This is a genomic window from Arthrobacter sp. 'calajunan' (assembly GCF_046940185.1).
GTDB lineage: Bacteria > Actinomycetota > Actinomycetes > Actinomycetales > Micrococcaceae > Glutamicibacter > Glutamicibacter soli.
In genome coordinates this window covers 291841-304224 of the sequence record NZ_JBKZDY010000003.1, presented here as the reverse complement: position 1 = coordinate 304224, position 12384 = coordinate 291841, and the positions used below count along the sequence as shown (strand labels likewise).

At 64.6% G+C, this 12384-nt stretch carries 12 protein-coding genes; 5 read left to right on the top strand and 7 right to left on the bottom strand.

The genetic code is table 11. The features are described 5' to 3' along the window. The first annotated feature begins 219 nt into the window (after positions 1-219). The gene (locus RF641_RS06265) at positions 220-987 is read left to right on the top strand and encodes a 2-keto-4-pentenoate hydratase (protein WP_052772490.1); all 768 of its coding nucleotides are present in this window, start codon (positions 220-222) and stop codon (positions 985-987) included. Positions 988-1163: 176 nt separating this feature from the next. On the opposite strand, the gene RF641_RS06260 is transcribed toward RF641_RS06265, so the two are convergent. From RF641_RS06260 to RF641_RS06250, 3 genes are all read right to left on the bottom strand, one after another. Further along, positions 1164-1571, bottom strand: coding sequence for a DUF4262 domain-containing protein (locus RF641_RS06260; RefSeq protein WP_161447255.1), 408 nt, complete (start codon positions 1569-1571; stop codon positions 1164-1166). 39 nt (positions 1572-1610) lie between these two features. Beyond that, entirely contained in the window at positions 1611-2054 is a 444-nt protein-coding gene (locus tag RF641_RS06255; protein ID WP_146955948.1) for a hypothetical protein, read from the bottom strand. A 231-nt stretch (positions 2055-2285) separates the two neighbouring features. Then, complete coding sequence (locus RF641_RS06250; RefSeq protein ID WP_113606988.1) at positions 2286-3467, bottom strand: NAD(P)-dependent malic enzyme; 1182 nt, start codon at positions 3465-3467, stop codon at positions 2286-2288. 381 nt (positions 3468-3848) lie between these two features. Between RF641_RS06250 and RF641_RS06245 the strand changes: the two genes are divergently transcribed. The 3 genes from RF641_RS06245 (at position 3849) to RF641_RS06235 (ending at position 6763) form a co-directional block, all read left to right on the top strand. Next, positions 3849-4247, top strand: coding sequence for a helix-turn-helix domain-containing protein (locus RF641_RS06245; protein WP_047120097.1), 399 nt, complete (start codon positions 3849-3851; stop codon positions 4245-4247). Between the two features lie 155 nt (positions 4248-4402). After that, positions 4403-5644, top strand: a complete 1242-nt coding sequence (locus RF641_RS06240; protein ID WP_161447254.1) for a PLP-dependent aminotransferase family protein — start codon at positions 4403-4405, stop codon at positions 5642-5644. Positions 5645-5758: 114 nt separating this feature from the next. Further along, complete coding sequence (locus RF641_RS06235) at positions 5759-6763, top strand: intradiol ring-cleavage dioxygenase (RefSeq protein ID WP_424572795.1); 1005 nt, start codon at positions 5759-5761, stop codon at positions 6761-6763. 71 nt (positions 6764-6834) lie between these two features. Here the strand turns inward: RF641_RS06235 and RF641_RS06230 are convergent, their stop codons facing one another. The 4 genes from RF641_RS06230 to RF641_RS06215 are packed head-to-tail and all read right to left on the bottom strand — an operon-like array spanning position 6835 to position 10831. Beyond that, positions 6835-7278, bottom strand: coding sequence for a hotdog fold thioesterase (locus tag RF641_RS06230; protein ID WP_424572794.1), 444 nt, complete (start codon positions 7276-7278; stop codon positions 6835-6837). 41 nt (positions 7279-7319) lie between these two features. Then, positions 7320-8090 carry an IclR family transcriptional regulator domain-containing protein gene (locus tag RF641_RS06225; RefSeq protein WP_047120101.1) on the bottom strand — a complete coding sequence of 257 codons (771 nt, stop codon included), beginning with the start codon at positions 8088-8090 and terminating at the stop codon, positions 7320-7322. Between the two features lie 18 nt (positions 8091-8108). Beyond that, entirely contained in the window at positions 8109-9959 is a 1851-nt protein-coding gene (locus RF641_RS06220; protein WP_424572793.1) for a bifunctional sugar phosphate isomerase/epimerase/4-hydroxyphenylpyruvate dioxygenase family protein, read from the bottom strand. Then, entirely contained in the window at positions 9959-10831 is an 873-nt protein-coding gene (locus tag RF641_RS06215) for a shikimate dehydrogenase (RefSeq protein ID WP_424572792.1), read from the bottom strand. The genes RF641_RS06220 and RF641_RS06215 overlap by 1 nt, the downstream gene beginning before the upstream one ends. 157 nt (positions 10832-10988) lie before the next feature. On the opposite strand from RF641_RS06215, the gene RF641_RS06210 reads away from it, so the two are divergent. After that, entirely contained in the window at positions 10989-12323 is a 1335-nt protein-coding gene (locus RF641_RS06210; protein ID WP_113606993.1) for an MFS transporter, read from the top strand. Positions 12324-12384: the final 61 nt, after the last annotated feature.

Here is a 12384-nt window from a genome sequence, read left to right as displayed (position 1 = left end):
GGCCTTCGACCTCTCACCGAAATATGACTTTTTTTCGTGTAATGAAATTTATTTTCCACTATGCGATTTGCCATGCTGGTACTGTAGCTCGGAAAAATCCCGACGAAGACGCCTCGCCGGATCCGTAAACCCAACGGTCCCCGCAGTGCCCCAACGAAAGATCCAACAGGCTGCTAAAGCTCCGCAGCCAGTGGATTGTTCGTCCTAACGGAGGAAGATATGGAAGCGTCAAACATTCATGCCGTCGCCCGCGATCTGCGCCACGCCACACGCTGCGGCTCACCACTCACGCCTGCCGGATTCGAAGCCCTGGATCTCGAGCTCGCCTGCGAAATCGCTGCCTTGGGCCGCGAACTTGCACTAGCTGACGGCGACCGCGTCGCGGGCTACAAAATCGGCCTGACCGCAGCGTCCGCGCGCGCCTCATACAGGTACGAATCCCCGGTCCACGGATACGTTTTGGAAAGCACGCTGTCGCCCTCCGGTAGTTTCGTCGAGACACAACAGCTCAGCAATCCGATGGTGGAGGCGGAAATCGCGTTCACCATCGGTTCGCCGCTCGACGACCCCGCCACTTCGGTGCAAGACGTCATCGAGGCCACCGAGTCCGTGGCCCCTGCGTTGGAAATCATCGACAGCCGCTGGTCCGGAGGAGCTGCAAGTCTCCCGCTGCTCATCGCCGACAACACGAATGCGGCCGCGGCCGTGGTTGGCGAACCGGTCCGGCTACCTGCCGATATCGCCGACGCGACGAGCCTGCTGACAGTCGGCGGGGCGCAGCATCCCGGCTCCACCGACTCCGTCCTGGGCAACCCGCTCGAATCCGTCGCATGGTTGGCCCGCCACCTCGCAGCGCTGGGTTCGGGATTGAAGCCGGGCGACGTCGTGCTCAGCGGCTCCATGAACGTACCGGTGTCGCTGGGCAATGCTGCCGCAGCGTCCGCGCAAATCAGCAGGCTGGGTACCGTGCATGCCTCATTCCGCTAATCCCGGCTGCAAATCCGGCCGGAGCCCCGGCGAAGAGTCGCTCCGAACAGGAGCGCAGCAACCGAATCCCGGTACTCGCTGCCCGGGCCTGTTCCATTCCGGTAGCGCAGGGCCATCAGTCTCGTAGTGGTAAGCCCAAACCGTACCCCCGGAGCAGTTCCCGTCCGGCCTCCAGCTTAGTTCTTTCGCGCGGCGAGCACGCTGTACGGAACGTCCTCCCCGACGAAGCTGATCTCCAGCAGCCGGGTCCGCTGCGCGTACCGCGAGTAGGCAGCCGGAATCAGCAGATGGAGGCGGCCGGACACCGTGCTGAAGAACAACAGGCTGCCATCCTTCCAATTTGCGGTGTGCCCCTGCCCGAACTTCTCGCCGCGCGACAAAACGCTTTCCGAGAAGCCGTTGAGCATCTGCATGGTGTCCTCCGGGCCCATGCCCCGAACCAGGAATTCTGGATGGCCAACCTTGCTCAGCCCAACTGTGTAACCGTAGGATCCGCTGGTTGCATCTGCTTCGACGTAGACAATGGATCTGCCGTATTCCTGGATGTGGCGGTTCGTTTTGGCATTGACTTGTTCCCTGGTCATGCCATTGCACATATCGCACATGTCATTTCCTCTCCGTGTTCAGCGCACCGAAGTGCTGTCGGCAGGGGCGCTATCGAGTGCGTGTTTCGGTCGTACTCCGAACACCCGCAAATCCTCGGCGTCGAGCAATTCATCGTAGATGCGCAGCCCAGCCAAGGGGTCGGTGATGTCCACGACCTCCAGCGAGGGGAAGAACGGCGTCGACGTGATCCCTTCCCGGAAGGCCTTGCCGCGACGGAGCACCTGCTCGATCAGGTGCAGCAGGAAACAGCGCGCGGACTCTTCGCAGTCCGCGGTGACCACGAGTTCCGGATGCCCGTAGCTGCTGAGCCCGATGGAAAATGCCGCGAAGGTCCGGCCGTCGTCGGGAAGGTACGCCACCACCGCGAATCCCGCCTCGTCCAGTTCCCGCGCGATCCTGTACATGAAATCTTCATCGGGTGTGCTGCTTATGAAACTTAAGGTTCCGCCGGACGTTTCCATAAGTGTCCTCCCTAGGTAGTGAGCCGAGATATTCCCAGTCTCAGCGCGCTTCCGGGGGGACCAGCGCGGTGCGGTGCGACATGTGGACAACGGATGCCGCCCATTCCGGATCATCGCGGTGAATCCCGCGGCAACGAAAAACGCCGTCCCGAATCGAATGATTCGGAACGGCGAATTCCGGTGGCGGCAGCTCTCCAACTGCCGCCTATGAGCTCCCTCGCAGGGGAATCTTTACAGCGCGCCCGACGCCTTGGCAGCGGCGCCAACGGCTGCAGCAACGGCCGGCATCACACGGTCGTCCAGCGCCGAAGGAATGATGTAGTCGGCGGCCAGGTCGTCGCCGGTCAGTTCGGCGATGGCGTGTGCGGCTGCGACCTTCATTTCCTCGGTGATCTTCTTGGCGCCAGAATCCAGCGCGCCGCGGAAGATGCCCGGGAATGCGAGCACGTTGTTGATCTGGTTTGGGAAGTCGCTGCGGCCGGTGGCGACCACTGCCGCGTACTTGGCGGCGACATCCGGCATGACTTCCGGGGACGGGTTGGAGAGGGCGAAGATGATCGCGTCCTTGTTCATCTTGGCCAGCGCTTCCTCCGGGAAGGTCGAGGAAGACAGGCCGACCACGACGTCCGCGCCGTCCAGCGCCTCGGCCAGTCCGCCCATCACGTCGTCGCGGTTGGTGCGGGCGGCCAGGTCTGCCTTGAACTGGTTCAGGTCGTTGCGCTCGCGGTGGATGGTGCCGCGCGAGTCGAGCACGATCACGTCGTCGACGCCGGCGGACAGCAGCAGGTTGGTCACGGCGACGCCGGCCGAACCGGCACCGGAGACGACAACCTTCATGGAGCTGATGTCCCGCTTGACCTGGCGTGCTGCACCGATCAGGGCCGCGAGGACCACCACGGCGGTTCCATGCTGGTCATCGTGCATGACCGGAACGTCGAGTTCCTCGATCAGTCGGCGCTCGATCTCGAAGCAGCGTGGGGCGGAGATGTCTTCCAGGTTCACTGCGCCGAAGCTTGGCTGCAGGCGGACGATCGTCTCAACGATTTCATCGACGTTCTTGGTATCCAGCACCAACGGGATGGAATCCAGGCCGCCGAATTCCTTGAACAGGGCGCTCTTTCCTTCCATAACCGGAAGCGAGGCGGCGGCGCCGATGTCGCCCAGGCCCAGCACCGCGGTGCCGTCGGAGACCACGGCGACCAAGCGGGAGGCCCAGGTGTGGGTGGCGTGTTTTGCCGGATCATCCGCGATGGCCTGCGATACCTTGGCGACACCCGGGGTGTAGGCAATGGACAGATCGCGCTTAGAGGTCAGCGGCATCTTGGACTGGACGCTCAGCTTGCCGCCGAGGTGGGAGTCGAAGATTTCGGTGTCGGTGATGGTGGACAGGTCTTTAGTGGATTCAACAGACATTGAATAGCTCTACTTTCAAGAAAGTTCTGAATGACGAAAACGCAGTACCCACGAAGCTTGTGGAATAGCGTAGGAACGCGCATGACCATTCATCCGACCGCAATGGATCTTGAGGCTGCGCAGTTAAGGCAGGTATCAAGCGTCCATGTGCACAGTTCCCCGAGCGAAGCAGCCTGGTAAGGCGAAGCGTTCCCCCACGGTGTGCCGGAAGATGGCTGGTCAGTACTTTCTTTAGACCTACGATTTCCACCATACGGGAACCGCTGGTCGCTAGACAACCCCCATTCGTCGCATCACCGTCATAAAGTTTCATAATCGGCATCTGGAAGGCCTCGGTCACCAACCGTGCGGCCAGGGCGGTTCTCAGGCAAAATGAGACCTATGGCAACTCCGACTTCCGCGCTGGGCAAGGTGCGCACATTCGAGGCACTCGATGAAAAAACCACCGCGAGGCTGCGCCGCGCGCTGGCCGAATCCAGCGACACGACGGTATTCGTCAACGGCACCGCCCTACAGATCCCGAAGGATGCCCACGACGCGTTGATCGAAGTGCTCTCGCGCTTCGCCGCCGGGGACTCGGTCACCATCGGCACCGCCGAACTGCTGCTGAACACCTCGCAGGCGGCCCAGATGGCGGGGATTTCCAACAGCTATCTTCGCAAGCTCGCGGACTCCGGAATCATTCCGGTGGAATACCGGGGCACGCATCGCCGCATCCGCCCCAGCGCCATCCAGGCTTGGCTCGACTCCCGCGAGAACCCGTCATCCAAGGCGGACTGACAGGGAAATTGCGGTTTTCGGGGCCCAGGATCTTGCCAAGCACCTGTTTTCCTGCTGGAATACCAAAGTATTCTATTTGAAAACTTTTCTGCGCCACTGAACGTCGCAGTCGCCGCGCTCCCGCTACCGTGGGGCCGGCCGATCCAGGAGGACCCATGTCAACCGATCAGCGTTCCATCCAGGACGTGCAGGAAGCGCTCTTCTCCCGGCGCGCCGCCGGAATCAAGCAGTCGGCGGTCCGCGACGTGTTCGAGCTGTCGCTGGATCCTTCGCTGGTTTCGCTGGCCGGCGGCAACCCGTACCTGCAGCTGCTGCCGCTTCAGAAAGTCGGCGAGCTGGCCCAGCGCATCATCGTCGAGCAGGGGCCGGTGGCCCTGCAATACGGCTCCGGTCTGGGAACCCCCGAGCTGCGCGCGCAGATCATCGAAGTCATGGCTGCCGAGGGCATCACGAACGTGGGTATCGAGGACGTGGTGGTCACCAACGGCTCGCAGTCAGCCCAGGACATGGCCTGCAAGGTTTTCTGCGACCCTGGCGACACCGTCCTGTGCGAAGATCCCACATATGTGGGCGCGCTGAACACCTTCGAGGCCTACCAGGTCAAGGCCCGCCCGGTGGGCACCGATGAGAACGGGCTCATCCCCGACGCGCTGCGCGCCCGCATCGCCGAGCTGCGCACCGCCGGCGAGAGCATCAAGTTCCTCTACACCATTCCGAACTTCAACAACCCCTCGGGAATCACGCTGGCCGCCGAGCGCCGGAGCGAAATCGTCGAGATCTGCCGCGAGGCCGGAATCCTGATCCTCGAGGACAACCCGTACGGCATGCTGCGCTACGAGGGCGAGGCTGCCCCGACGCTGCGCAGTCTGGATGCGCAGAACGTCATCTACATGGGTTCCTTCTCCAAGATCTTCGCCCCGGGCCTGCGCATCGGCTGGGCTGCGGTGCCCACCAACCTGTTCCGGCGCTTCTATCTGGCCGGCGAGGCCGTGGCGCTGTGCCCGCCGACGTTGAACCAGATGATCATCAGCGCCTACTTGGACGAGCATGACTGGAAGGGCCAGATTGCCAAGTACAACGATTTGTATCGTTCGCGCCGCGACGCCATGCTGGCCGCGCTGGGCGAGCATTTGCCGGCGGGGATCACCCATACCCATCCGGAGGGCGGATTCTTCATCTGGCTGACGCTGCCCGAGGGCATCGACACCTATGAGCTGCTGCAACAGGGTGTGAAGGCCGGGGTCATCTTCATTCCGGGGGCGGCGTTCAGCCCTTCGGGAGAGGCCAGCAACAAGCTGCGGCTGGCGTTCTGCTCGGTGGACGAGGAAACCATCGCCGAGGGCGTGCGCCGTCTCTCGCTGCTGCTCGAGCAGGCCATCGCCTCCAAGGGAAGCTAGCCGCCGGCCCTTCTCAGAAAACCCACAGTGCCTCCTGTGATGGGCCATGATCCGTGCGTCTACGGTAGTGAACACGGCAATCAATCCCATGTCACCTGCTTCAAGGAGCGCGCTATGAATCCCCCACCACGCTGGTTCGGACACCGACAGTTGCCCCGGCCCGAAGAAGATCTTGAGGACCAGGGTCTGTCCTTCGACGTCGGCACCCTGATCGAGCGGCGCAAGGTCCTGGCCGGGATGGGAGTGGGCACCCTCGCGTTCGCCCTGGCGGCCTGTTCCCCCACCGGCACCCACGGCACCCCTTCCCCGTCCACCGCCGCGGAGATCCCTGACGAGACCGCCGGCCCGTACCCGGGCGACGGGTCCAATGGGCCCGATGTGCTGGAGCAAAGCGGAATCGTCCGCAGCGACATCCGCTCCAGCTTCGGCACCAGCACCACCACGGCTGAGGGCATCCCGATGACCCTTGAACTGAAGATCGTGGACATGGCCAACAACAACCAGCCCTTCGAGGGTGTGGCAGTGTACGTGTGGCACTGCGACCGGTCCGGGGAATACTCCATGTACTCCAGCGGTCTGGAAGACGAGAACTACCTGCGCGGGGTCCAGGTGGCCGATGCCGAGGGTCTGGTGCGCTACACCAGCATCTTCCCTGCATGTTATGCCGGGCGCTGGCCGCACATCCACTTCGAGGTGTACCCGGATACCGGGTCGATTACCGACCACACCACGGCGATCGCCACCTCGCAGGTCGCCTTGCCGCAGGAAACCTGTACCGCGGTGTACGCCACCACCGGCTACGAGCAGTCGGTGAAGAACCTGCAGGGCGTGAGTCTGGACTCGGACAATGTCTTCGGCGATGATTCGGGGGCCACCCAGCTGGCGACCATCACCGGAGATACAAGCGCCGGCTACACCGTGCGCCTCACGGTCAATGTGGATACGAACACCGAGGCTACCGGCGGAGGAGCCCCTGGAGGCGGCGGTGCTCCAGGCGGCGCAGGGGCCCCAGGCGGCGGAGGGGCCCCAGGAGGCATGCCTACCGGGCGTCCTCCTGCACTGCCCGATGGGCAGCAACCTGGCACCGCCCCGACTGCTTCAGCGCCGGCCGGCTCGTAGCGGCCGAGGGCCGCAATGGCTCGGGCGCAGGGCCCTGTCGGACTCCGGGTTGGGCAGGCGATCGCCCGGACCTAGCTGCGGTTGGGGATGGTGCGCGAACGCCCGCGCATATGGATCAGGTGAGTGGTGTTGCCGTCCTGGTTGTCGCGGGTGACCTCGATGTCGAACAGCCCGATGCGCCCGGCATGGCCCACCAGCTTGGCGGTGGCGGTGATGGTATCCCCGGAGAATCCCGGATTCATGAAGTTCACGTCCACCCCGGAGGCCACGGTGATGGTGCTTGCATCGCTGTGGGGGTCGTTGCAGACCAGGGCGAAGGCGGTATCCGCGAAGGCGACGATCATGCCGCCCTGCGCGATGCCGTAGCCGTTGAGCATGTCATCGCGCAGCCGCATCTTGATCACCACGTCGCCGTAGTCAGCGCGCAGCACCTCGGCGCCCAGCCACTGGGCGGACTTGTCGTTGGCGAATGCCGGGTGCTCGTGCGGCGCCATGGCCGCCTTGCCTGTGCTCATGCAGGACAGCCTACGCCGTCGCGGCGCAACCGGGCGGCTTGTCAGGCCAGCCGTCCCCCGAAGTCGTCGGCGATGTCCTGCGCGGCCCGGCGCAGGCGCGGCACCAGCTGCTCGGTGATGCTCTGCAGGTCCGCGCGCCCGCGCTGCACCGAAATGTTCAGCGCGCCCAGCAGCTGGTCTCCCCGGTACACCGGCACGGCCAGCCCGCGCAGGCCCTCGTCCAGTTCCTGGTTCACCAGCGACCAGCCCTGCTCCTTCACCCGGGCCAGCTCCGCGCGCAGCTGCTCCAGGTTCGCCACGGTGTGCTCGGTGTAGCGCTGCAGGTCGATCTGCGCCAAGAACTCCTTCTGCTCTGCGTCGCCCAGCTCGGCGATCAGAACACGGCCCATGGAGGTGACCCAGGCAGGAAGCCGGTTGCCGATGGACACGTTCATCGAATACAGCCGCGGCGAGGACACCCGCTCGATGTACAGGATGTCCTGGCCTTCCAAGACGCACAGTGCGGCACTTTCCTCCAGCTCGCGGGCCAGGCTTTCCAGGTGCAAGGTGGCGGCCTTGGGCAGCGTCAGCCCGGAAAGGTAGGAGGCTCCCAGGTCCAGCACGCGCGGGGTCAGGCGGAAGTTCGCTCCGTTGGCTTCCAGGTAGCCCAGGTCGGTGAGGGTCAGCAGGAAGCGGCGGGCGGAGGCGCGGGTCTGTTCGGTGGCGGCGGCGACCTGGCTGACGGTCATCTCCGGGTTTCCGCCGTTGAAGGCGAGCAGAACGGCCAGGGTCTTCTCCGTGGATTTAACAAAGTAGTCCGGCCGCTGCGTCACAGTCGATTCTCCCCGTGGCTAGTGTCTGCTCCAGCGGTTGCGCTCGAATTGCGCGGCCAGCCGGATTGGGGCATTGGGCGCCCCGTACCCATCGTAACCATCGCGGCGCTCAACTACTTCAAAGAACATGTTTCCAATGGTCTCTGTGTAGAAATGCAGGAACTCCCCGTGCTCGTCCCGGTCGTACAGCAGGTTCAGCTCCTGCAAAGTCTGGAGCAGCTGCGGCTCCAGGTCGAAGCGCGCGGCGAGGTCCTCGTAGTAGTTGGCCGGGATGTGCAGGAATTCCATGCCGTCGGCCACCGCGTTGCGGGCCAGGGTGATGATGTCCCCAGTGCGCACCGCGGTGTGCTCGGGGTACTCGTGGTTCCTGTCGATGGCCTCTTCCAGCCCGTGCGGAACGATGTTCAGCGCCAACCTGACCGCATTGTCCCCGGTGGCCAGCACCTGCGAGCGGACCAGCCCCATGGGGCTGGGAACCTCGGTGCCGGGCAGCGCCTGGAGGTTCAGCACGCTGGTGTAGAACAGCACGGATTCGTCGAATGACTGCCAAGGCTGGGCGAGGTTCAGGTGGTCGATGCACTGGATCAGCGCGGGGTGCCCCGCCGCGGCTCCGGACTCGTGGACCCCGAATTCGGCTTCCCAGCCCCCGGCGTCCCCGGTGGCTCCGAAGAAGACCTCGGTGTTGTCTGGGGCGTTGAAGCCGGGCAGGTCCGCCTCGTTGCGCAGGTGCTGGCGCGGGACCGGGCGGGCCAGCAGCTGCACGGCGCGCTCGCCGGCCGCGGCGGGGTCCGGGACCTGCACCCCGAAGCCTGACACCGCGGCGGTGACCCCGCGGCTGCGCTGCGAGTTGATGATGATCCGCGCCCCGCCGGCGCTGAACAGCTGCACCGGCTTGCGCCGGTGCTGGCCGCGGAATTCGAAGCCCAGCTGGGCCAGCAGCCGGGCCACCGGTTCGGGGTCCTCGGTGCGGATTTCGGTGAAGTCGAAACCGTTGGCCTTCTGCCCGCCGGGCAGTGCCTGCAGTGCAAGAGCGGAGCCGATGCCCTGCGCATCGAGCAGCGCGGCGGTTTGGGACTGCAGCAGGTTCAGCGAGCGCAGCCCGTCCACCGCGGTGCGCTCGACATTCGACTGGCGGAAGACGTCGTTGAAGATTTCCAGCGAAATGATGCCGGCATAGCCCGAGCGGGCGATGGCGCCGAGGAACTCGTCCAGCTTGAATCCGCCCTGCCCCGGGAACACCCGGTAGTGCCGCGACCAGGACAGGATGTCCATGGACAGCACCGGGGCGTCGGCCAGCTGCACGAAGAAGATCTTCTCCCCCGGGATCTGCGCGATCGCCTCGGGGTCGTCCCCGCGCGAGAGGATGTGGAAGCTGTCCAGGCAGATGCCCACGTTCTCGCGGTCCACCTGGCGGGCGATCTCCCAGGAGTGCTGGTAGGTGTTCACGTATGTGCCCCAGGCCAGCGCCTCGTAGGCGATGCGGATCCCGTATCCGGCGGCCAGGTCCGCGAGCTGGCGGATCTGGGAGACGAACAGCTCGTCGTCGTTGATCGTGGCGGTGCCGACATTGGAGCACAGCAGCATCATGTCCATGCCCAGGCGCGTCATGAGCTTGAACTTCGCCTCCGCCCGGTGCAGATTCGCCTGCAGCAGCTGCGGCTCGACGCCTTCGAAGTCGCGGAAGGGCTGGAACAGGTCCAAGGTGAGCCCCAGTCGCGCGGCCAGCGCCCGGACCTCCTCCGGGGACATCGGGCTGACCAGAAGGTCCTGCTCGAAGATCTCGATGCCGTCGAATCCGGCCTTGGCGCAGGCGAGCATCTTCTCTTCCAGCGTGCCCGAGAGGCACACGGTGGCAATGGAGGTGCGCATTACAGGCCCGCCTCCAGCATTTCCAGCAGGTGTGCGCGCATGCGCGCGGCATCGGGCTTGATGCCGGTGAAGATCTCGAAGGAGTCCACGGCCTGGCCCACCGCCATGTGCCCGCCGTCAAGCACCCGGCAGCCGCGGTCGCGGGCTGCGAGGATCAGTTCGGTGTCGACCGGGCGGTAGATGCAGTCGGCTACCCAGTGGCGGGATTCGAGCCCGGCCAAATCCAGCGGCAGGCCCGGGTGGTGGTGCATGCCGATCGGGGTGGCGTTCAGCAGCCCGTCCGCCGCAGGCAGCAGCTCGGGAACCTGGTCAGGGGACGCCGCGGTGACCGTGGCTTCAGGGAAAAGCCGGTTCAATTCCGCGGCCCGCTGCCCAGCGCGCTGCGCGTCCGGGTCCACCAGGAACAGCTGCTCGGTTCCGGACGCCAGCAGCGCGTAGGCCACGGCGGATCCGGCGCCGCCGGCTCCCAGCTGCAGGACCTGTTGCTGGTTGGCTCCGGGCAGCCCTTCAGCGAAGCCGCGGCCGAATCCTGAGGCGTCGGTGTTGTAGCCGTGGAACTTCCCGTCGCGGATGACCACCGTATTCACCGCGCCGATGTCCCGCGCGTTCTGGGAGATCTCATCAAGGTGCTCCAGGACCAGCTGCTTGCACGGATGGGTGATGTTGAAGGCATTGAATCCGAGCTGCTCACCGGCCTTTAATAGAGCACCCACATCGCTGCCCGGACGCTCCAGCACGGTGAGGTCGATGGGACGGTACAGGTAGCGCAGGCCCTGCGCATCAGCCTCCTGCTCGTGCATTCCGGGAGTCAGCGACGGCATCACCCCGTCGCCGATCAAGCCCACCAAATAGGCTTCGGCAGTTGTACTCATCGCAGGTCCTCGCATTCAGTCATCGATGCAACAGGTATTGCTTCGTCTGTGATTTGCATCTACTCTAAACCAATGAACACATTCCGAACAAGTGGTCGCATAGCGAACATTAGAAGGAATGAGGCCAGAACATCGCCACCATCTAGGGAGTAACCCGATGACCACGACACCGAAGCCGTCGGCATCTGAAGACAACGGAGCCGGTCAGCGCACGCCGGTCAAGGCCGCGCTGGCCAGCTTCATGGGCAGCGCCGTCGAATACTACGACTTCTTCATCTTCGGCTCCGCCGCAGCCCTGATCTTCCCGCACATCTTCTTCCCCGACGCCGACACCAACGCCGCGGTCATGTCCTTGGCGACCTTCGGCTTCGCCTACATCGCCCGCCCCATCGGCGCGATCATCCTGGGCCACTTCGGCGACCGGATCGGGCGCCAGAAGGTCTTGATGTTCACCCTGGTGCTCATGGGAGCCTCGACCTTCGCCATCGGCTGCCTGCCCACCTTCGACCAGGTCGGCTGGCTGGCCCCGATCCTGCTGGTGGTCGCCCGCCTGATGCAGGGCCTGTCCGCCGCCGGCGAGCAGGCCGGAGCCTCCTCCATGTCCCTGGAGCACGCCCCGGATCACCGGCGCAGCTTCTTCACCTCCTGGACCCTGACCGGCACCCAGGGCGGCCAGATCCTGGCGGCCTTGATCTTCATTCCGGTAGTGGCACTGCCGGACGAGATCAAGTTCGGCATCGGCTGGCGCATCCCGTTTTGGCTGTCCGCCGTGGTTGTTGTGGTCACCTTCTTCATCCGCCGCTCGCTGCATGAGACCCCTGAATTCGAGAAGGCCAAGAAGAACAACGAGATCGCCAAGCTGCCGCTGGCGGTGCTGCTGCGCTTCCATTGGAAGGACGTGCTGCGCGTGGTGCTGTGCGCGTTCATCGCCGCGGTGTCCACCGTGTATGGAACCCTGGCCATCTCCTACGGCAAGACCATTGGCAACATGGACGAGTCCATCACCCTGTGGCTGGTCGTGGCAGGCAATATCGGAGCACTGCTCACCCAACCGCTCTTCGGCATGCTGGCCGACAAGATCGGCCGCAAACCGGTCTTCATCTACGGCGCGCTGGCTTCCGCCGCGGTCATGCCCTTCTACCTGCGATCCATGGAAACCAGCAACACGCTGCTGCAGTTCGGGCTCTCGCTGCTGGTCTTCTCCTGCGCCTACGCGGCGGCCAACGCCGTATGGCCGAGCTTCTACGCGGAGATGTTCTCCTCCCAGGTGCGCTTCTCCGGCCTGGCCATCGGCACCCAGCTGGGCTTCCTGATGGCTGGCTTCGCCCCGTCCATCGTCGCCGCCCTGGGCGGACTGCAGCCCGGCGGCTGGGTGCAGATCAGCCTGTTCACCGCGGCCATCGCCCTGATCGCCTCGCTCTCCGCGCTGACCGCCCGCGAAACCTACCGCGTGCCGACCAGCCAGCTGGGGCACCACGTAGCAAAGGCATAAATACGGCCGAGAAACGACAGCGGGCAGGCGCCGGGAAGTCCATTCCCGGCACCTGCCCGCT